Source organism: Flavobacterium sp. XGLA_31 (genome assembly GCF_051547105.1).
Taxonomy (GTDB): domain Bacteria; phylum Bacteroidota; class Bacteroidia; order Flavobacteriales; family Flavobacteriaceae; genus Flavobacterium.
Genome location: NZ_JBPTTM010000001.1, coordinates 331,410 through 354,049, shown reverse-complemented (window position 1 = coordinate 354,049; position 22,640 = coordinate 331,410). Strand labels below are relative to the sequence as shown.

The window sequence follows — 22,640 nt, the reverse complement described above, 5'->3', positions numbered from 1 at the left end:
AAAAAAACTATGAGAAAATCATTACTATTGGTTATGTTGCTGAGTTGTGTTAGCCTTTGGGCACAAAATAAAGTGGCACAAAGAGTAAAAGAGTTGCAGGAAATTGGCGCCACATTTAAACCCATTACGGTACTTACGGCAACGCCAAACACAATTGATGCTAATGTGAATAAAACAGTGGAGGGAGCCACTTTAGCCACGTTGAATACCGAAAAAATCAGCGAAATTGTAACCAACTCATACGATGCTATCGAATTGGAAATTCCCTATCAAAACCAAAACATTGCCTTGCTTTTATACAAGGTAAATCCGTTTGCCGAAGGTTTTCATTTGGATACCGACAAAGCTAAAAATATTGCTTACCAAAAAGGAGTGTATTATCGAGGTATTGTGAAAGGAGAAAACAGTTCAGTGTCTTCATTCAATTTTTTCAATGGAGAATTTAACGGGATTTTTTCAAGCCCGACATTGGGTAATGTAGTCGTTGGAAAATTGGATAAGATCAATAACCAAATGGATTATGTAATATATGCCGACAATAAAATGAAAGTGTTGAGCCAATTGGATTGTCATGTGAAAGAAACCGGTTTTACACCAAAAGGACAGGTTTCTGAAAATAAGAGCACTTTGAGCGACCGTTGTGTTACCATTTATTTTGAAATAGACAACAATTTGTATGTTGAAAACGACAGTAATACCACCACCACCACCAATTGGATGACGTCAGTATTCAACAATGTACAAACACTTTACAGTAATGACGGTATATCGGTAGCCTTAAAATCAATTTTTATTTGGACCGATTTGGATCCGTATGAAGGAATTGGAGATACGTCCTATGATTATTTGATGGCCTTTAATGCCAATACCCCTGTTTTTGATGGAGATTTAGGACAATTGGTCGGAATAGATCCCGGTGGATTGGGTGGAGTTGCTGTTACTATAGATGGCTTGTGCTCCCAAAACAACTTCAGTTATTCCGATGTTAATTCCATCAGTTATGCCACGGTACCAACATTCTCATGGGCTGTACAGGTAATCACTCACGAACTGGGTCATTTAGCCGGATCTCCTCATACCCATGGTTGTTATTGGAATGGGAACAATACGGTTATCGATGGATGTGGTCAGCAGGCTGGTTACCAAGAAGGTAATTGTGCTGATGGACCAATACCAACAGGTGTTGGTGGAACTATTATGAGTTATTGCCATTTGGTTTCGGGCGTGGGAATTAATTTCAGTAACGGTTTTGGGCCGCAGCCCTCGGCTTTAGTGTTGAGTACCGTTAATAACTCGGAATGTTTAAGTTTGGATTGTGTTAACACTTGTATTAATATGGTAGTTGATATAACGGTAACCAATATCAGTTCCGGTTCAGCTCAGATTTCCTGGAGTGATTTAGGTTCGGCCACCTCATGGCAGGTAGCCGTAACCCCATTTGCCTCTTCAGCTATTGTATGGAATACTGTTACCAGCGCCAGTTATAGCGTTTCAGGATTAAATCCGAATACTTACTACATGGTACGTGTCCGTCCGGTATGTAGTGAAGGGGTTGTAGCTGCCAATAAAGAAAAAATATTTGCTACAGCCAACACTAATTTGTGTAGTTATGTGTTCACCGATACAGGAGGCACATCAAATAACTATACGGATATGGAAAACTGGACTAGAACAATGATGCCAACAGGACCGGGCTTGAAAATTAAAGCGACTTTTACAAGTTTCAATTTGGAAACCGATTGGGATTACTTATACATCTATAATGGTCCGGATGAATCCTATACTGATATGACAAGTGGTGGGCTAACGGGAACAACACCTCCGGGCTCATTTACATCAACAGCTTCAAGCGGTGCCCTAACCTTTAAATTCGTTTCAGATCAGGCTGAAAACCGATCAGGCTGGGTGGCTAATATCACTTGTACAGGAACCTTAGGCGTCGAAAACAATGATTTTCTAGACTACAGTTATTACCCGAATCCAACCAATGGGAAAGTGAACATCACTTCTAAAGATGCAATTTCAGAAGTGACTGTATACAATGTGCAAGGACAATTGTTGTACAGTCAAAAAATGAATGCACTAAATACCACAGTCGATATCGCCTCGTTTGCCCAAGGCACGTATTTCTTCAAACTGAAAATCAATAATCAGGAAGCCAATTTCAAAGTGCTGAAGATGAATTAATTTTAACCGAATCACAACCACCTGTAATGGGTGGTTTTTTATTATATGGAAAAAGTAGTATTACTCCATGGAGCGTTAGGGAGTGCCGAAAATTTTACAATATTGGCTCAGCTTTTGCAACCCAATTTTGAAGTTTTTACTCTCAACTTTGAAGGTCATGGTCAAAATCATTCGCCGCAAAACATCTTAACAATTGAAGGCTTTGCTCAGCAGGTGTTGGCGTTTTTAGATGAAAACAACATTGAGACAATCAATGTTTTTGGTTATAGCATGGGCGGATATGTAGGGTTGTATCTGGCTAAAAACCATCCGGAGCGAATAACAAAATTGTTTACGTTAGCCACTAAACTCCAATGGACACCTGAAGGTTCTCAAAAAGAAGCAGCCTTGTTGAACCCAGAAACAATCAAAGAAAAAGTGCCCAAATTTGCCTCAGCACTCAAAATACGACACGGGGAAAATTGGGAAACGCTATTGCGACAAACTGCGGCAATGATGCTCGGATTAGGGCAATCACCGGTGTTGAAAAATGCTGATTTTGCCCAAATTTCGCTTCCGGTACTAATGGCAGTAGGGGATAAAGATGCCATGGTAAGCTTCGAAGAAACCATTGCGGTTTACCGCCAACTAGAACAGGGACAATTTCTTGTTATCCCCAATACCCAACATCCTATTGAAAAGGTAAATCCAGAAGAATTGGCCCATCAAATCCGGAGGTATTTCAACGCTTAGTTGATCATCATCTCCATTAACTCCAGCGCTTTATTTATCGATTTGACATTTTCAAAAGTGATGAGTAAACGCAGCCCGTTTTTGGTTTCCTTCTCTTTCATCTTGCAGATATTACCATGCTGTTGTACAAACTGTAGCATACGGCGGAATTGCTTCGAATTGTAATACTCCGATTGCTGGTCAGACACGAAATAACCGATTAATTTGCCTTGCTTCATTACGATTTTCTCAATCCCTATTTGGGTAGCAATCCATTTGATACGGATGCTGTTCAGGAGCGCTTTGGCTTCTTTGGGCAACGGCCCGAAGCGGTCCGTCAACTTATTTTCATAAGTCAGTAAATCGGCTTCCTCTTTGAGATTCCCCAGCTCGTTATACAAATTCAAACGCTCCGATATGTTGTTGATATACTCATCCGGGAACAATAATTCAAAGTCGGTATCAATCTGTAAATCTTTTACATACTCTTTGGTATCGGCATCCTGTTCAGATTCGTACAGTTCCTTGAATTCATTTTCTTTCAGTTCCTCAATGGCTTCATTCATGATTTTTTGGTAGGTTTCAAAACCAATTTCGTTGATGAAACCACTTTGTTCTCCACCCAATAAATCTCCGGCACCGCGAATTTCCAAATCTTTCATCGCAATGTTAAAACCGCTGCCCAGTTCACTAAATTGTTCCAACGCCTGTATACGCTTGCGCGCATCTTCGGTCATGGCCGAGTACGGCGGACAAATAAAATAACAGAAGGCCTTTTTATTACTTCGTCCTACGCGACCACGCATTTGATGCAAGTCGGACAGCCCGAAATTATTGGCATTATTAATAAAAATCGTGTTGGCATTCGGCACGTCCAAACCACTCTCGATTATCGTTGTGGCGACCAACACATCAAAGTCCCCATTCATAAAACCCAACATCAATTCTTCCAGTTTGGCTCCTTCCATTTGGCCGTGACCAATACCCACTCGGGCATCAGGAACCAAGCGCTGAATCATACCCGCAATTTCCTTGATGTTTTCAATGCGGTTGTTGATAAAGAATACCTGTCCGTTGCGCTGAATTTCATATGAAATGGCATCACGAATCAATTCCTCATTAAAGCCAACCACTTGAGATTCGATGGGATAACGATTGGGCGGTGGTGTGGTAATCACCGATAAATCCCGGGCGGCCATCAATGAAAACTGCAGCGTTCTCGGGATAGGGGTGGCAGTCAGTGTGAGTGTATCCACATTGGCGGCTATCGTTTTGAGTTTGTCTTTGACATTGACACCAAATTTTTGTTCTTCGTCTACAATCAGCAATCCCAAATCTTTGAACTGTACATTTTTGTTAACCAATTGGTGCGTGCCTATGATAATATCCAATTTTCCCGAAGCCAATTCTTCTAACGTTTGGGCTTTTTGCTTGGCCGTACGGAAGCGGTTGAGGTAGCCTACTTTCACGGGCATTTCTTTTAATCGCTCACTAAAAGTGCGGTAATGTTGATACGCCAAAATGGTGGTGGGTACCAAAACCGCTACCTGTTTGCTGTTGTCTACTGCTTTAAATGCGGCGCGAATCGCCACTTCTGTTTTCCCAAACCCTACGTCTCCACACACTAAGCGATCCATCGGACGGTCTTTTTCCATGTCGGCTTTGACGTCTTGGGTAGCAGTAATTTGATCAGGAGTATCTTCGTAAATAAAGGAGCTTTCCAGCTCTTTTTGCAAATAACTGTCGGGCGCAAATTGGAATCCTTTTTCCAAGCGGCGTTTGGCATACAACTGAATTAAGTTGAACGCAATATGTTTAACACGTGCTTTGGTTTTTTGTTTTAAAACTTTCCAGGCATTCGAGCCTAGTTTGTATATCTTAGGTGGCGTGCCGTCTTTACCGTTGTATTTCGAAATTTTATGCAGCGAATGAATGCTCACATACACGATGTCGTTATCGGCATACACCAGTTTAATAGCTTCCTGCGTTTTGCCTTCAACCTGAATTTTCTGCAAGCCGCCAAACTTCCCGATACCGTGGTCAATATGCGTTACATAATCGCCAACAGACAGGGAGTTGAGTTCCTTCAGCGTAATGGTTTGCTTTTTGGAATACCCATTTTTGATGCTGAATTTGTGATAGCGTTCAAAAATCTGGTGGTCAGTATAACAGGCAATTTGGTTCTCCTCGTCTATGAACCCTTGGTACAAAGAGGATACAATGGTGTGATATTGCTTACGGACATTCTCATGATTTTCTTCATCTATCGATTCGAAGATATCATGAAAACGATTGGCCTGTGCCTCATTGGAACAGTACAAATAATTGGTGTAGCCGTTAAAATGATTGTCGCTCAAATTGTTCAGCAACAAATCAAATTGTTTGTTGAACGAAGGTTGCGGCTGTATATGAAATTCGAATGTCTTAGTGGTTTTGAAAAGCGGTTTAGAAGATAATTCTATGATGGAAAAATCGAGGGCTTTGCGCAAAAAACCTTCTTGGTTTAAGAACAAATGTTCAGGCGAAGCATGCTTAATATCTTTCGACAGTTTGTCGAAGGTTTCTGTGGCTTTGCCAAAAAGTTTGTCCAGTTGAGCCGTCAGAAACTCCGTGTTTTCAATACACAATATGGTTTTATCGCTGATGTAATCGAGAAAACTTTCACGATTTTCTTTGATGAATTTATTTTCCAGATTGGGAATAATCGTAATCTTGTTTTGTTTTTCTACCGAAAGCTGGCTTTCCACATCAAAGGTTCGAATGCTGTCCACTTCATTGCCGAAAAACTCAATACGATACGGATTGTCGTTGGAAAATGAAAATACGTCCAAAATCCCGCCACGAACTGAAAATTCACCGGGCTCAGTGATAAAATCCACGCGTTTGAACTCGTATTCAAATAACACCTCGTTGATAAAATCGATGGAAACGGTATCGCCCACGGCAATTTTCAGGGTGTTTTTGTCGAGTTCTTTTCGGGTAACTACTTTTTCAAAAAGCGCTTCGGGATAAGTCACAATCACCGCCGGTTTTTTGCGCGAATTGATACGGTTCAGTACTTCGGAACGCAACAACACATTAGCATTGTCAGTCTCTTCAATTTGGTACGGACGACGGTACGAACTCGGATAAAACAGTACATCATTGGCCCCAATCAGTTGTTCTAAATCGTTGAGGTAGTAGGCCGCTTCTTCTTTTTCGTTTAAAATCAACAAAAACGGTTTGTCACTTTGTTTAAAAACCGCTTTGAATACAAACGACAACGAAGAACCCAAAAGCCCTTTTAAATGTAATTTGACCAAAGGGGTTTCAAGGGCTTCCGCAATTTGTCTGACTTTCGTCGAATGCTGATAACTGTGGTATAACGAGTCTTGGCTCAAAGCTATTTGATGATATTTACATTAGGTCCCGGATGGGTTGGAATGGCTCTGGTGGTATCTAACATCCGCAGCATATCACTTTCACCTTCTTCTGTTTTGATTTGTTTTTTGATGACTACTTCATCCAGTTTTTGTTGGAAGGAAGCCAGCTCTATATTGATTTCTTTGACCAACTGAATAATTTTCTTGTCGGGAATCTGATTCAGGTGGATGTATAAGTTAATCGAATTGATTTTAGTAGATATAGCTTCCACCCGGCTTTTAATTTCGGGTAAATCGTAAGTTGGCGGAATATTGTTGTTCAAATCGGCAACTCTTTTGGTCAGTGCTTTCGCTTTCTGCTGAAAAGCACCGATAGTGCTTTTGGGCTTTTGTCCCAATTCGTTTAAAAACATCCGCCATTCGTTCCATTCATTGGTCAGTCCGCGTGATGTAGCATTAATGGGTTGAGCATTGAAATTCCAATCTTTGTTGATACTGTTGAAAATGACTTCTCTTTTTTGCGCGTCTCTTTCCTGTTCCAAAGCACGTTGTTTCGGATCTTCCTGGCAGGAAGTCAAACACAAGGTCAATAAAAATAATGTAGAAAAGATAATTTTCATCTCAAAAAATTTAGTCACAAAGGTACAAAGGTAAACTGAAACTGCTGTATGCTTGCGTTAAACAGATGATAAATTTGTTAAAAAAGAAGCGGTTATTTAACAAGGGAAGCGTGATTGAAAATCCTATCTTTGCCGAACACTGCAGCTACAAGCAAACCACAGCCCACAGTGTCACAAACAAACTAACTACTCAATGAACACAAAAATCTTAATTATCGGAGCCTGCGGACAAATAGGTACCGAACTCACTCAGAAACTCAGAAGCATTTACGGGAACGATAATGTTATTGCTTCCGACATCCGAAAACTAAACAATGACATTGTAAACAACGGTATTTTTGAAGTGGTCAATGCTTTAGATTACAATCAGATCGAACATTTAATCGAGCAATATCAAATCACCGATGTCTATCTGATGGCAGCTTTATTGTCGGCCACAGCTGAAAAAAATCCCGCTTTTGCCTGGGATTTGAATATGAATTCGCTTTTCCACGTGTTGAATTTGGCGAAAGCCGGAAAAATCAAAAAAATATTCTGGCCGTCCAGTATCGCGGTTTTCGGACCTACAACCCCAAGAAACAATACGCCGCAATACACCATCATGGAGCCCACAACGGTCTATGGAATCAGCAAGCAAACCGGTGAAAGATGGTGTGAATACTACCATAACATTTATGGCGTAGACGTCAGAAGCATTCGTTACCCGGGCCTTATCAGTTGGTCAACTGAACCCGGCGGAGGGACCACAGATTATGCCGTAGACATCTACCACAAAGCGTTAAAAGAAGGAACCTATGAGTGTTTCCTCTCAGAAGAAACAGCCTTGCCGATGATGTATATGGACGATGCCATCCGCGCAACGGTAGAAATCATGCAGGCACCAAGTGAAGCCATCAAAATACGCTCTTCCTATAACTTATCGGGCGTAAGTTTCACCCCAAAAGAAATCGCAGCCGAAATTAAAAAGCATATCCCTGATTTTACCATTACCTATAAACCCGATTTCCGCCAAAAAATTGCCGACAGTTGGCCGGCCTCTATTGACGACAGCCGCGCCCGCGAAGATTGGAATTGGAAACATGAGTTTGACATGGCTTCCATGACGGTAGAAATGCTCGAACATTTAAAATAAATGAAAAACAGAAGACGCCGCCCTGATGACAGTGGCGGCGCCTTCATTTTAAACAAAACAAACCTTTATTGTTGTACAATCGGACTTCTTAACGATTCCAGTACAGCTACCAAATCAGTGTACAGTTGGGTATTGGCTGCCACACCGTTGGCTTGTGCTGCTGCACCAACATATCCTTCAAACTTGGTGTAATCTGCATTGGTGGCTTTAACCCCCATACGTGAATTCACAGCAGGATTGTGCGCATCAGCCATCGACAAACCGGTATACATATTCACAGCATTCGTTCCTCCGGTATTGTAAGAGAAGAAATCCGTCAGATTGTCTACCAATTCAGCCAGATTAGTAGTATTTCCAGCTCCCACTTCGCCCAATAGAGGAGCAAAATGTGCCCCTAAATTCCCCGAGGCATTGCTTTGAATGTCAGCTACTATCAGGCCAATGGTTGAGTTGACCACTTTGCGGTAACTCAAACGCCCTTGTTCAATCATCTGTCCCGGATTATCAGGGTCAGACACCATGGTAGTGCCGCCTAATCTTTCGTAGATACTTGGTGTTGCAGGAGTGCTGTTATCGCTACTGCTGCAGGAGGAGAAACTTAGCGCTCCCAGTACTAAGGCACTCAGTGCCAATCTTGAAAACTTTGTCATAATGTTATATTTAGTGGATTAATTAAAAACATCTTTAACGAACTTGCTGAATTTATAGGTGAAGCCGTCTTTTTTCATCACCGGACAAACCGGTTGGTTCGCCAAATCAGCTGGAATCACAAACCGCTCTGCTTTGTAATTCCCCTTAGCCATCAGTGCATCATACACTTTTTTCGAGTCGGCTATACGGTTGTCATGAAAATACACCACCACATTTCGTTTTACAATAACTTCGCTTTTCACTCCCTTAATAGAGTGCAGCTTGTTTGTAATGTCAACAGTGCTCAGCGAGTCAAATGGCCGGTCAAAGTCAATGCGGCTCACTTGTATGGTAGCATTTTCGGGTGGTTTGGCTGTGGCAATATGATACACGAGTATCATAAACAGCAGTAAGAATACACCCAGTATTCCCAGCAGTACTTTCTTAATGGTTTTGTAATTCTTCATAATGTTTTGTTTTATGAAGGGATGTACGAGATAAAATAAATTGTGGTTTTACGAAAGCGGTTTTTTCTTTTTTGGGAATAAGGATTAAAATCAAAAAGCACTGTCGAAACCAAACGACAGTGCTTTTCTTCTAAACAAAACTAACCAAACATCAAGTAGTAGGGTGGCAGGTGATTACTTGGCTTTAAAGACGACATCGATTTACTGTCCTAGTAGGAAAACACTAGGTAAAAGACCAAAAAAACCAGCGAAACCATGGCCACAATAACGATGGTTTCAAATAAGACAGTAATCTTTTTGTTAACGTTCATAAGCTTTAGAATTTGGGGTTCTAAAGCCATTTACGAAAAAGAAAAACGAATGGTTTTCAGTGAATTAATTATTTTTTTTAAGTGTAGTGATCAAAGCTTCCTCAATGGGCGCTTTGATTTTGATGACCACATCCGTGTTGTCATTCGGGACAGTCATAGACAGCACATAGTGTTTGATTTTCCATTGCCCGTTAACCAATACCAATACGCCCGAACCCCGGCAAATTTTCATTTGCGTATTCAACAATTCGTCAAACCAAGCGGTTTTTCTATCGTTGCTAAAGTAAATATGGCGTTCCAAAGCAGTAAAACTCCACGCTTTCCCTTTGTCAAAATACGGTTTGGCAAACACTTCAAAGGCTTTTTTATCCCAATGCTCTGTGGCATCGGTACCAATAAAAACCGCATCATCAGTCAGGGCGTCAAAGTAGTTTTTAAAATTTGCCTCAGCAGCAGCTTGGTGCCAGGCATCCAGCGTAGTGTTGATTTGTGCTTTAGCCTGGTCTTGTGACCAAAGGACCATAGGCCCCCAAAGAAGCAATAAAAGAACCACTTTTTTCATAGCCGTATTTTTTAAGTAAGGCTAAGATACACATTTCTCACTTTCCTACACCCGGCCTGGGCTACAAATCCTGTCATGTTCCCCTTGTTAAAAATTTAACAAGACATTCACAAAAATTTAACAAAAATCGTACAAATGCGGCACGGTATGTGGTTAAACCTACTCATTAGTAACCAATTAAAACGATTTACCATGAAAACGAAAAAATCAACATCAGAAGTAGGACATGCCAAAAATGTAACCAACTTCAAAGCCCTCATCCAACTGCTTCAGGAAATGGGCCCCTTGTACCAACCGTACAATACCCAAATCAAAATTGCCGACCTCCTCACACTAAGCTCCCAACTCGATGTGAGCATTCAAAACCTGGCCGATAAAACGGCTCCCTTCAAAACCGCAGTAGCCAACCGCGAAAATGGATTCCTCCCACTTCGCAAACTATCCACCCGCATCAAAAACAGCTTCAATTCCCTCGGACTTTCCAAAGCCGAAAACGATAATGTGATGGCACTGGTTAAAAAAATAAGAGGAGACCAGGCCAAAGCCACAAACCCCAATCCCGAGAACCAAGACACCCAAACCATTTCCAATGCCCAGATGAGCTACACCAACCGGGCGACTAATCTCCAAACACTCATCAGCTTACTCACGTCGTACCCCAATTACACGCCCAATGAGGACGACCTCAAAATCACCGGCCTCAACAACCTCTACACCCAGCTCAAAGACCTCAATACCATCGCCACCGAAAAAACCTATGAGCTCATTACCGCCCGCAAACAACGCAACGATTTGTTGTACAACAATCCGGTCAACCTCCTCGATTTGGTCGGACCTATCAAAGACTATCTGAAATCAATTGAAGGCGCAGCCGACTACTACAGAGCCGCCGTTAATCTCAAATTCAGAAGAATGTCTTGATAACTAAAATGCCACACAACCCGTAATCCCCTGATGACAAGACCAAGTCATCAGGGGATTTTTATTAAATAAAGTAGGCTTTTCTGAAACGATAGAGGCAATGCTTGTAATAACATGGGCACACTCTGAAATCAAATGGGCAACGTCTGAAATCTCATGGGTACGCTCTGAAATGGTATGGGTAGTGTCTGAAATCTCATGGGTACGCTCTGAAACAGTATGGGTATCGTCTGAAATCACACGGGTACACTCTGAAACAGTATGGGTAACGTCTGAAATCTCATGGGTATGCTCTGAAACAGTATGGGCAACGCCTGAAATCGTATAGTCACGCGCTGAAACGGCATGGGTAATGTCTGAAAGAACATAAATAACATCAAATAGTGCCCAAACAACATACAAAGTCAAAAAAACTAAATCTTGTATGATAGGATTAACCGCAAAAAAACTCCCGATATTCACAAAATTCCCCTGACTCAAAAACGTTCGTCGAAACTTTAATTCTGTGAAATAGCCTAAAAAATAGGAGTTTATAACCAATAAGTGCATTTCATGGAGTGTTTTTACAGCTTAACCACACAATTATTAACAATGGGCTCAAAAAACACTTTTTTTAGCGCTTTTTGTCGAAAAAATAGGTTTATAAACGACAAAAATACCATTCACCATAGTATAAATACCATTCGTCTACACTTTGAACCCGTCTGTCTTTTTTGTTGAAACGGGATTGACTTCTTATGGATATTTGTTGTAAGATTTACACCTTGTGTCAAATAAAAGCCCCTTAAAATGAAAACAAAATTACAAACCCCGAAAATGTATACAGCCCTGATTATTGGGTTGTTATTCTTCTGTACCGGCAAAACTTTTGCCGCTCTAAAAGTAACAGGAATTAGTGTTAGTTCCCAATCAACAACGGTAACGTATGGTACCGCATCCAGTACTACCTATACACTGACGCTCACCGAATCAGGAAACGGTAATGGGTCCAGCGTGCTTTCCATCAATTGGACACCCCCCGCCGGAGTAACAGTAACCGGACTGGGAACCACAGCCCTCACCGGAAACGGACAAACGGTAACGATAACAATTACTACTGATGGAACCACTTCTGCAGGAACTACACCTTTCACCATTTCAAGTACCGTGAATGTAGTTACTTCAGCTAGTGCGGATTATGTAGTGAGTAAAAGAGCACTCACCATCACGGCAAACAATGCGTCCAAAACGTATGGAACAACGCAGTCAACCCCCGTAACAGGAGCAACTGCTTTTACTGCCAATGGACTGGTAAACGGAGATACTATCGGCAGTGTAACCCTTACCTATGGTTCAGGTGCCTTGCTGGCTACTTCCAACGCAGGGACTACTTCAGTAATTACGCCCAGTGCAGCGACCGGAGGAACCTTTTCAACTTCAGATTATAATATTTCGTATGTAAATGGCACACTGACTGTTGTCGCAGCCACGCCAACGGTAACCGTAACCGTAGGTACTTACACATATACAGGCAGTGCTCAAGGGCCAAACACCGCGACCAATACGGGAACGGGTACTTCTTATACTTTCAGCTATTCAGGAACCGGAAGTACCACCTATGGGCCCAGTGCGACGCGCCCAACGAATGCCGGGACCTATACTGTTACGGCTACTGTAGCCGCTAACGGGAACTACACGTCTGCCAGTTCCTCTGCCACAGCGTTTACCATAGGAGTAGCCACCCCAACGGTAACCGTAACCGTGGGCACTTATACGTATAGCGGAAGTGCTCAGGGTCCAAACACCGCTACCAACACAGGTACAGGAACCACATATACATACAGCTATTCAGGAACGGGAAGCACCACTTACGGACCTAGTGCCACAAGACCAACCAATGTCGGAACCTATACAGCTACCGCTACTGTAGCGGCCAACGGAAACTATGGGTCCGCAAGTTCTTCCGCCACCGCTTTTTCAATAACTGGAATTGCTCCTGTAGTAACGGTAACCGTAGGTACCTACACCTATACCGGAAGTGCTCAGGGACCAAATACCGCTACCAACACCGGTACCGGTACATCATATACCTACAGCTATTCAGGAACCGGAGGAACAGTATACGGACCTAGCGCCACGCGACCAACCAATGCGGGAAGTTATGTGGTCATGGCTACCGTGGCTGCTAATGGAAATTATGCTCAGGCCAATGGAAATAGCGCCTTCAGTATACAAAAAGCACCCTTAACTATAACAGCTTCTAATGCAACCAAAGATTACGGCACAACCTATACCTTAGGCACTACTGCCTTCACCACCTCAGGATTACTGGGCGGTCAAACCATAGGAGGGGTAACCTTAACCAGTGCCGGCGCTACAGCCGCTGCTGCCGTCGGAACGTATCCAATAGTGCCGTCAGCGGCTACAGGAGGTACTTTTAATGCCAACAATTATACAATAACCTATACCAACGGAACCTTAACCGTAAACGGAGTTTCGATAGGAGGAACCGTAACGGGTGATAACACAGTATGTCCCGGTACAGGAGCTACATTGTCGCTGTCCGGTCAGTCAGGTTCAGTAGTACGATGGGAGTATGCGGTAAGTCCTTTTACCTCATGGACAACGATTGCCAACACGGCCACTACTTATACTTCTTCAGCATTAACCCAAACCACCCGATTCAGAGCAGTGGTACAATACGGAAGCAGTCCGGTAGCGAACTCAACAGCAGCCGAAGTGACCGTAGGAGCAACAACTATCTGGAACGGAACAGCCTGGAGCAACGGAACTCCCGATGCACTCAAAGCCGCTGTCATGACCGGTAATTATACCTCAAACGGAACCAACATCACCGCATGCTCCCTGACCGTAAATAACAATGCCACAGTACTCTTCTCTACCGGAGATACAGTAGATTTAAAAGGAGCATTGACAGTAGCCACCGGAAGTTCAGTAACTTTTGACTCCAATGCCAACTTAATCCAGCACGGGACTGCGAATACCAATTCAGGTAACGTTACCATCAAAAGAGAAAGTGCCTTGTTGCAGAGATTGGATTACACCTTGTGGAGTTCACCAGTTGCCAATCAACAACTGCAGGCATTTTCACCACAAACATTAAGCAATCGCTTTTATACCTACAATACGGCAACCAACTTATACGATGTAATTGCGGCTCCGTCAACTACAACTTTTGATACTGCCAAAGCGTATTTAATCCGTGTAGGCAACAATCATCCAACGACTCCGCAAACATGGGTCGGAAGTTTTGTAGGGGTACCGAACAACGGAAATTATACCTATACACTGCAAAACTCAGGAGCTGGAAATCGCTTCAATCTGATAGGAAATCCATATCCTTCTCCGCTGGATATTGATGCATTCATCAACAATACCAATAACGCGGCCAGCATCACAGGAACCTTGTATTTCTGGAGAAAAACCAATGGATCTAACATGGCCAGCTATTGTACGATGACTCCTCTGGGAGGTTTTGTAAGCAACGGAAACGCTTCAGCCAATGCCTTTGCACAAAACCCAATAGCAGTCATTCAGGCAGGTCAGGGATTTTTTGTAGAGGCCACCGGAACAGGATCCGGGACGGTTCAGTTTGACAACACCATGCGTTCGGACAGCCATCTCAACCATTTCTTAAAAACAAATGACGCCACAAGCGCTGTAGAAAAAAACCGTATTTGGCTTAACGCGACTAACGCAGCCGGAGATTTTTCTCAAACCATGGTGGGGTACATCACCAATGCGACTCAGGAAGTAGATGCCTACATTGACGGGAAATACATTAATGACGGTGATATAGCATTGGCTTCGCTAATCGGAACCACACCTTATGCCATTCAGGGAAGAGCCTTGCCTTTTGATGCCGCCGATGTGGTGCCGTTGAGCTTCAAAGCTACCACCGCTGGCGATTATACCATTGCAATCGATCATGCAGACGGATTGTTTGCCGATGGAAATCAGGCCGTTTTACTTCGTGATAATCTGTCAGGAACAGTCCATGATTTACATACCGGCGGATACACTTTTGCTTCGGATGCCGGTACATTTACCACCCGATTTGAATTGGTGTACCAACAACAATTGGGTGTTTCCAATCCAACTTTAAATGCTTCACAAGTGGTCATTTATCGTGACGCCACTAATAATTTAGTAATCAATTCAGGCAATCAAATCATGAGCAAAGTGAAGGTGTTTGATATCACCGGGAAATTGTTGCTGGAGAAAAATAATATCAATGCCAAAGAAACAGCTTTGAATATCAGCTTAGCCAACGAAGTGGTTTTGGTACAAATCACAACAGATAGCGGTGTGGTAGTAACCAAAAAACACCTGTTACAGCGTATGACACTTAAAAAAGACAAAAACGTAATAGTCAATTCACAAATTGCCAATGACGAATAAAATTAGTTGGGTTTGATTTTTATCAGAAGAAAGGTCTTCGTTCTTAACCGTTGGAACGAAGGCTTTTTTTCTTAAGAAAAGCTTATTTTTTTTGTTTTTGTAAAAGAAAGGTAAACAGATGTTATTTTTACAGGCTGCTTTGAATTAGGGTTTTGAACGGCAAAGCGGTTATTTAAGGATTTCTTTTTTTAAAAACATGAAAATAAAAAATACATTGCTCTTAGGATTGTTACTAAGTTTTGGTGCGAACGCCCAAGTAAAAATTTTGTTTGACGCTACCAAAGCAGAAATGGCAGGAAATGCCGATTGGGTTATAGATGCTGATGCACACAATATTTACTTCAACAGTACCACGCATTTGCCCTATGCAAGTTCCGGTACAACGGGAGGCTCTAATCCACAACGTTATCCTACCCCGGCGCAATCCGGAATTACAGCTTCTACTACGGAAGAGTATTGGCAAGGAGCCCTGTCTTATTGGGCGGTCGATTGCGTTAAACAAGGATATACTGTAGAGAGTTTGCCGTTTAATGTGGCCATTACCTACGGTTCAACAACCAATCCCCAGGATTTAAGCAATTATGACGTGTTCGTTGTCGATGAACCTAATATGTTGTTTTCAGCAACCGAAAGAGATGCAATAATGCACTTTGTGCAAAACGGCGGGGGCTTAATGATGATAGCGGATCATACTGTTTCCGACCGAAACAATGATGGTTATGATTCTCCCGTAATATGGAATGATTTAATGCTCAACAATTCGGTGCAGACGGATCCTTTCGGAATTCAATTTGATTTAGCCGATTTCAATCAGACAACTACCAATGTTGCCAATTTGCCGACGAATCCAATTCTGCACGGAGTCAAAGGAAATGTAACCAAAGCTCAATGGTCCGGCGGAACAACCATGACTTTAAATACAGGTTCCAACAGTAGCGTGAGGGGATTGATTTATAAAACCGGAGCCAATAATGCCGGCACAACTAATGTAATGGTGGCACAGGCAACCTATCAGTCCGGAAAAGTGGTAGCTATTGGAGATAGTTCTATTCCCGATGACGGGACAGGTGATACCGGAGATGTACTCTACGACGGTTATATAGCAGATGCCAACGGGAATCATCAAATCCTGTTAATGAATGCCATCATATGGTTGACCACGCCGAATTTAGGAACGGGAACGTTTGAGCAACCATCATACAATATAATAGTAGCTCCCAATCCGATTCGCGATAAACAATTAAAATTGTATTGCAATGCTGTTCTTTCGGATGCGACAGTCTTTACGATTTACGATGTTCAAGGCCGAATGGTGCAACAAGCCAATGTCAATGAAGCCATTCAAACAATTGACTGTAATTCGCTTTCCGCAGGAATATATTTTGGTAAAGTAACCGCTTCAGGAGTCACAAAAACGGTTAAATTCACGATAGAATAACGAGTTACGACTTGCAAAACAGCGATAGCCCCGTCTCATAAAGACGGGGCTATTACATTGATATCCTTTTATTTTAAAAGTTTTTAAATTCCTATTGTTGAAAATGCTTATTAATTTCAGTTAAAATTGCCAAAATGATAATAATTCATTACTGAAATTTGTTTTTTGCGAAATTGTTATTACATTTATTAAAATATTTGTAAAATAATAATAATTTCAATGAAATATTCCGCAATTCAGAATTACATCAACGGGCACTTCGTCCCGGCAACAACAACACAAACTTTAAATGTTATCTCTCCCTTAGACGGGAGTTTTTTATCTACAGTCCCTTTATCAAGCGCACAAGATTTAGACCGGGCAGTCAAAGCTGCACAAGCCGCATTCCCCGCGTGGAGCAAAACGCCCATAAAGGAAAGAGTGCAGGTTTTTTTCAGGTACAAAACTTTGTTGGAAAAACACCTGAAAGAATTAGCCGAATTGTGTAGTGAAGAAAACGGAAAAACCTACGGGGAATCCGTAGCCGAAATAGAAAAATGCATCGAGTTAACCGAATTCGCCACATCCTTACCCCAATTGATTACAGGCGAATTACTCGAAGTCAGTAAAGGAGTGGAATGCCGAACGGAGCATGTACCATTAGGGGTAGTGGCATCAATTGTTCCGTTTAACTTCCCTTCGATGGTGCCCAATTGGACCATTCCCAATGCGATTGCGTTAGGCAATTGTATGATTATTAAACCTTCCGAAAAAGTGCCGTTGAGCTGTGGTAGAATAGCCGAATTGTTAAAAGAAGCCGGACTACCGGATGGCGTTTTTAACGTAGTTCATGGCGATGTAGAAATTGTTAATGCCATTTGCGATCACCCTAATATAGAAGCGGTTTCCTTCGTAGGCTCTACCAAAGTAGCCAAGATTGTCTACCAACGCGCCACCAATAATCTGAAAAGATGTTTAGCTTTAGGAGGTGCCAAAAACCACTTGATGGTGTTACCCGATGCCATTCCGGATATGACAGCACAAAACGTCGCGGCTTCCATGTCAGGATGTGCCGGTCAACGTTGTATGGCTGCTTCTGCTATGGTTGGCGTTGGTGCTATTGACCATATCGTAGCCAAAATTTGTGACGAAGCCCGAAAAATAGTACCAGGACAAAATCTGGGCGCGGTAATCAATAAAGAGTCTCAAGACAGAATAGAAAGTTATATTACTCAAGCCGAAAAAGACGGAGCCAAAATATTAGTAGACGGACGACATACCAAAGTACCCGGAAAAGAAAACGGAACGTATGTCGGACCAACAGTCATCGATTTTGTAACGCCTGAAATGAGTGTGGCGCGCGAAGAAATCTTTGGGCCGGTCATTTCTATCATCCGAACCAATACGGTTGACGAAGCGTTAGCCATCGAAAACAAAAATCCATACGGAAACGCCGCCAGTGTGTTTACTCAAAACGGAGGGATGGCGCGTTACATTATTGACAAAGCCAGTGCCGGAATGATAGGTGTAAACGTGGGCGTACCTGTTCCGCGTGAACCATTCAGCTTTGGCGGTTGGAATGAAAGTAAATTCGGTGTAGGGGATATCACGGGGAAAAGCTCCATAGAGTTTTGGACCAAATTGAAGAAAAGCACTGTAAAATGGAATGCCGAAGCAGGAGTGAACTGGATGAGTTAATAAAATACAATTGAAATGATTACAAAAGAACAAACCCTGACCAAAGAACAAATTATAAACGACAGCAAAGAATTCAGTTTATTCTCGTGGTCAGCCCAAGCAAGCGTAAATCCTATCGCGATAGAAAGAGCCGAAGGCGTGTATTTATACGATTACGACGGCAACCGAATTATTGATTTTTCTTCCGGATTAATGTCTGTGAATATTGGTCATGGAGACCAAAGAGTCACCGATGCCGTAGTAGAACAAATGCAAAAAGTAAGTTTTGTAACCCCGAGTTGCACCACGGAAATCAGAGCTAAGTTGTCGCGTAAATTGGCAGAAATCTGTCCGGGTGATTTGAACAAAGCGTTCTATACCTTGTGTGGCACATCGTCTATTGACAATGCGATAAAATTGGCCAGATTATATACAGGCAGACACAAAATCATTGGAAGATATCGCGCGTTTCACGGGGGTTCCATTGGTGGCATGTCGGTAGGTGGCGACCCGAGAAAGTTGGCCAATGATTCTCAACAAATGCCGAATGCGATTCACATAGATGATCCGTATTATTTCTTCGGCATGAAAAACTTGGACGAAGCAACGAAGCTGAGCCTGAGTCTGGAGTATGTGGAAAGAGTCATTCATTTAGAAGGCAAAACCAACATCGCCGCTTTTATCTTTGAAGGCGAAAGCGGTTCTTCAGGCTGTTTGCATTATCCGAAAGGATATTTAAAAGGTGTGAAAGCACTTTGTGAAAAATACGGCATCCTATTCGTAGCCGATGAGGTCATGAGCGGATTTGGGCGTACCGGAAAGTGGTTCGGTTTTGAAAACCACGACATCATTCCCGATATGGTTTGCATGGCCAAAGGATTAACCGCTTCGTATCTGCCGCTAGGCTGTTTGATGGTTTCTGATAAGATTGCTGAAAAATTCGAAAACACCCCGATGATGATTGGTTTGACGTATAACGGTCATCCGGTAGCTTTGGCAGCAGCTTTGGCAGTTATCAATATTTACGAAAGTGACAGACTGATTGAAAACACCCGTAAAATGGGAGCCTATTTGGAATCTCGTATCGAAGCAATGAGAAGTCAACACCCAAGTATGGGAACTTTCAGAAACACCGGATTGCTGGGCTGTTTAGATGTTTTAAAAAATAAAGCAACAGGTGAATTGATATCACCTTATAATGGTGCCGGTGATGATTTGAAAGTAACCAACCAAATTGCGGCTAAAATCCGTGAATTGGGCATGTACACTTTTGTACGTTGGGGGTATATTTTCATTGCACCACCTTTATGCGTCACGGAAGCACAAATCGATGAAGGATTAGCGATTATTAGCGAAGCCTTGAAAATTTCAGATGCTGCTTTAGTTTAAAAATCAAACCCATGTCCGAAAACCTAAATCATACAAACTCATCTTTGTATAGTGAAGACTTGGCTCCGGTATCCAACAAAAAACGGACCTGGACCACTTGGAATTATGCGGCCCTTTGGATTAGCATGAGTCTTTGTATTCCAACCTATATGCTGTCGAGTTCGTTGATTGAAGGCGGGATGAATTGGTGGCAGGCGATATTGACTATTTTTTTGGGTAACACAATCGTTTTAATTCCGATGATTCTCAACGGTCATGCGGGAGCCAAATATGGTATTCCGTTTCCGGTATTTGCTCGAGCCAGTTTCGGAACGAAGGGAGCAAATATCCCTGCAATCTTGCGGGCCATAGTAGCTTGTGGTTGGTTTGGCATCCAAACCTGGATTGGTGGATTTGCCATTTATCAAATGCTTAGACTTTGGATTCCGGCATTGGAGACTCTTCCGCAAATCTTTCCCGATTCATTTGGTTTACAAACCGGTCCTGCTCTCTGCTTTTTCCTGTTTTGGTTGTTGAATATGTATGTAGTGTATTTGGGTGTCGACAGCATCCGAAAACTATTGGTATTTAAAGCGTTCTTTTTACCATTAGCCGCGTTGGCACTATTGTTTTGGGCATTGAATGCGGCGAACGGTTTGGGCCCGATTTTGGAAACACCATCTAAGTTTGCCAACACCGGAGACTTCTTCAAATTCTTCTTTCCGGCACTAACCGGGATGGTAGGGTTTTGGGCAACCTTGTCTTTAAATATTCCTGATTTTACCCGTTATGCCACTTCACAAAAGGCTCAAATTAAAGGACAGATTTACGGTTTGCCAACCTCGATGACACTATTCGCCTTCGTTGGCGTAGTAGTGACTTCGGCTACAACCATTGTTTTCGGAACAACGATATGGGATCCGGTGATTTTGGCCGGAAAATTTGATAGTAAATTATTGGTAAGCATTGCCATGATTGCCGTGGCTATTTCCACTTTGGCAACCAACATCGCTGCAAATATCGTAAGCCCGGCCAATGATTTTGCTAATTTATCCCCTTCTAAAATTGATTTTAGAAAAGGCGGTTACATAACAGGAATTATTGGGATTATGATTTTTCCATGGAAATTAATTGCTGACCCTACAGGGTATATTTTTACGTGGTTGGTAGGCTATTCCAGTTTACTCGGACCCGTAGGCGGCATTATGATAGTCGATTATTATTTCATCCGCAAACAAACACTGATTGTTGATGATTTGTATGACAATAAAGGGAGATACAGTTTTTTGGGTGGATTTAATACTAAAGCCATCTGGGCACTGTTACTAGGAATTATTCCTAATGTTCCGGGCTTTTTACTAACCATTAAATTAGTTGACACTACCGTTTTTCCGGAGTGGATTTCGGGGTTGTATCACTATGCTTGGTTCGTAGGATTTGGGATAAGCGGAATAGTGTATTGGATTTTAATGAAGAATAAAGAATAAAAATATGAGTATCTTAATTAAAAACGGAAGAATTATAACTGCTACCGATGATTATGTAGCGGATATTTATATAGAAGGCGAAACGATTTCAGCTATCGGTAAAAACTTGAATGTGCAAGCCGATGAAGTCATTGATGCTTCGGGCAAATTAGTCATGCCGGGCGGAATTGATCCGCACGTACATCTCGATATGCCTTTTATGGGAACCTACAGTAGCGACAATTACGAAACCGGAACCCGTGCCGCGCTTTTTGGCGGAACGACGACGGTAATTGATTTCATTCTGCAAACCCAAGGCAAGAGCCTACAATCGGCTTTACAGGAATGGAAAGGCCGCAGTGATAACAATGCGGTAGGCGATTACAGTTTCCACATGGCGGTAACCGATTTTAATGAGGAAACCAAAAAAGAAATTCAGCATTTTATAGAAGTCGAAGGCATTACCTCGTTCAAAACGTTCATGGCCTACAAAGGCGCTTTGATGATAGACGACCGCCAAATGGTCGGTTTGATGCAGGAAGTTAAAAAACACGGCGGATTAATTAATGTGCACGCCACCAATGGTGACATGATTGATTTCTTAATCGCCAAACACAAATCGGAAGGGAAAACCGCGCCGTTGTACCATTATTTATCCCAACCGGAAGTCACCGAAGCTGAGGCCAGTAGTCGTTTTGCCGATATGGCGGACTATACCGGTTGTCCGGGCTATATAGTGCACCTGACTTGTGAAGGTGCTCTGAACGCAGTTCGTTTTGCTACTCGTAGAAACCAACATGTATTTGTAGAAACTTGTATACAGTATTTGGTTTTGGATGCCAGTTTGTATGAACAAAACTTTGAAGGAGCCAAATGGGTGATGAGTCCACCCTTACGTGAAAAGAAAGATCAGGAAACACTTTGGGCCGGATTGAATCAGGGATTGGTTAATGTGGTCGCTACCGATCACTGCCCATTTATGTGGGAACAAAAACTCATGGGGAAAGACGATTTTTCTAAAATACCAAATGGTCACCCGGCGATAGAAAACCGCATGGAATTATTATTCAGCGAAGGGGTTAACAAAGGCCGAATCACGTTGAATAAATACGTAGAAGTAGTGTCTACCAATGCTGCCAAAATCTTTGGAATGTTCCCGAAAAAAGGAACGATCGCTATCGGTAGTGATGCTGATATTGTATTATTTGATGCCAATGAAAAACACACGCTGTCTGCTAAAACTCATCACATGAATGTAGATTATAGCGGCTATGAAGGTTGGGAACTTACAGGGAAAGTAAAAACGGTTTTACTGAGAGGTAAAGTGGTTATTGACAATAACGAATGTAAAGTACAAAAAGGGTACGGCCAATTTGTAAAACGAAATAAAGTAGACGGAAAAATATAA

Annotated in this window: 16 protein-coding genes; 10 read left to right on the top strand and 6 right to left on the bottom strand. The window is 42.3% G+C overall.

What is annotated here, in order from left to right; translation table 11 throughout:
- Positions 1 to 9: 9 nt before the first annotated feature.
- Together ACSVH6_RS01445 and ACSVH6_RS01440 are read left to right on the top strand one after the other, a co-directional pair.
- Complete coding sequence (locus ACSVH6_RS01445; protein ID WP_438074834.1) at positions 10 to 2,187, top strand: M12 family metallo-peptidase; 2,178 nt, start codon at positions 10 to 12, stop codon at positions 2,185 to 2,187.
- 45 nt (positions 2,188 to 2,232) lie between these two features.
- A complete protein-coding gene (locus tag ACSVH6_RS01440; protein ID WP_438074832.1) occupies positions 2,233 to 2,919 on the top strand; it encodes an alpha/beta fold hydrolase in 687 nt (228 codons plus the stop codon).
- Here ACSVH6_RS01440 and mfd read toward each other — a convergent pair.
- Both mfd and ACSVH6_RS01430 read right to left on the bottom strand, forming a co-directional pair.
- On the bottom strand, positions 2,916 to 6,278 hold the full coding sequence (gene mfd / locus ACSVH6_RS01435) for a transcription-repair coupling factor (protein ID WP_438074830.1): 3,363 nt from the start codon (positions 6,276 to 6,278) through the stop codon (positions 2,916 to 2,918). The genes ACSVH6_RS01440 and mfd overlap by 4 nt on opposite strands.
- Positions 6,279 to 6,280: 2 nt before the next feature.
- Positions 6,281 to 6,880, bottom strand: coding sequence for a hypothetical protein (locus ACSVH6_RS01430; RefSeq protein ID WP_438074828.1), 600 nt, complete (start codon positions 6,878 to 6,880; stop codon positions 6,281 to 6,283).
- A gap of 193 nt (positions 6,881 to 7,073) precedes the next feature.
- Here ACSVH6_RS01430 and ACSVH6_RS01425 point away from each other — a divergent pair, with 193 nt between their 5' ends.
- The gene (locus ACSVH6_RS01425; RefSeq protein WP_438074826.1) at positions 7,074 to 8,012 is read left to right on the top strand and encodes an L-threonine 3-dehydrogenase; all 939 of its coding nucleotides are present in this window, start codon (positions 7,074 to 7,076) and stop codon (positions 8,010 to 8,012) included.
- Between the two features lie 65 nt (positions 8,013 to 8,077).
- Here the strand turns inward: ACSVH6_RS01425 and ACSVH6_RS01420 are convergent, their stop codons facing one another.
- The 3 genes from ACSVH6_RS01420 to ACSVH6_RS01410 form a co-directional block, all read right to left on the bottom strand.
- Positions 8,078 to 8,662, bottom strand: coding sequence for a hypothetical protein (locus ACSVH6_RS01420; protein ID WP_438074824.1), 585 nt, complete (start codon positions 8,660 to 8,662; stop codon positions 8,078 to 8,080).
- Positions 8,663 to 8,680: 18 nt separating this feature from the next.
- Complete coding sequence (locus tag ACSVH6_RS01415) at positions 8,681 to 9,109, bottom strand: hypothetical protein (RefSeq protein WP_438074822.1); 429 nt, start codon at positions 9,107 to 9,109, stop codon at positions 8,681 to 8,683.
- 375 nt (positions 9,110 to 9,484) lie between these two features.
- Positions 9,485 to 9,982, bottom strand: coding sequence for a nuclear transport factor 2 family protein (locus ACSVH6_RS01410; protein ID WP_438074820.1), 498 nt, complete (start codon positions 9,980 to 9,982; stop codon positions 9,485 to 9,487).
- Positions 9,983 to 10,174: 192 nt separating this feature from the next.
- Between ACSVH6_RS01410 and ACSVH6_RS01405 the strand changes: the two genes are divergently transcribed.
- Entirely contained in the window at positions 10,175 to 10,903 is a 729-nt protein-coding gene (locus ACSVH6_RS01405; RefSeq protein ID WP_438074818.1) for a hypothetical protein, read from the top strand.
- 3 nt (positions 10,904 to 10,906) lie between these two features.
- Here the strand turns inward: ACSVH6_RS01405 and ACSVH6_RS01400 are convergent, their stop codons facing one another.
- The gene (locus tag ACSVH6_RS01400; protein WP_438074816.1) at positions 10,907 to 11,452 is read right to left on the bottom strand and encodes a hypothetical protein; all 546 of its coding nucleotides are present in this window, start codon (positions 11,450 to 11,452) and stop codon (positions 10,907 to 10,909) included.
- 240 nt (positions 11,453 to 11,692) lie between these two features.
- On the opposite strand from ACSVH6_RS01400, the gene ACSVH6_RS01395 reads away from it, so the two are divergent.
- The 6 genes from ACSVH6_RS01395 (at position 11,693) to hydA (ending at position 22,640) form a co-directional block, all read left to right on the top strand.
- The gene (locus ACSVH6_RS01395; RefSeq protein ID WP_438074814.1) at positions 11,693 to 15,304 is read left to right on the top strand and encodes a beta strand repeat-containing protein; all 3,612 of its coding nucleotides are present in this window, start codon (positions 11,693 to 11,695) and stop codon (positions 15,302 to 15,304) included.
- A gap of 196 nt (positions 15,305 to 15,500) precedes the next feature.
- Positions 15,501 to 16,742: a T9SS type A sorting domain-containing protein gene (locus ACSVH6_RS01390; RefSeq protein WP_438074812.1), complete on the top strand. Its 1,242-nt coding sequence runs from the start codon at positions 15,501 to 15,503 to the stop codon at positions 16,740 to 16,742.
- Between the two features lie 219 nt (positions 16,743 to 16,961).
- On the top strand, positions 16,962 to 18,419 hold the full coding sequence (locus tag ACSVH6_RS01385) for a CoA-acylating methylmalonate-semialdehyde dehydrogenase (RefSeq protein WP_438074810.1): 1,458 nt from the start codon (positions 16,962 to 16,964) through the stop codon (positions 18,417 to 18,419).
- 15 nt (positions 18,420 to 18,434) lie between these two features.
- Complete coding sequence (locus ACSVH6_RS01380) at positions 18,435 to 19,787, top strand: aminotransferase class III-fold pyridoxal phosphate-dependent enzyme (protein ID WP_438074808.1); 1,353 nt, start codon at positions 18,435 to 18,437, stop codon at positions 19,785 to 19,787.
- Positions 19,788 to 19,798: 11 nt separating this feature from the next.
- Complete coding sequence (locus ACSVH6_RS01375; RefSeq protein ID WP_438074806.1) at positions 19,799 to 21,253, top strand: NCS1 family nucleobase:cation symporter-1; 1,455 nt, start codon at positions 19,799 to 19,801, stop codon at positions 21,251 to 21,253.
- A 4-nt stretch (positions 21,254 to 21,257) separates the two neighbouring features.
- Entirely contained in the window at positions 21,258 to 22,640 is a 1,383-nt protein-coding gene (gene hydA, locus ACSVH6_RS01370; protein WP_438074804.1) for a dihydropyrimidinase, read from the top strand.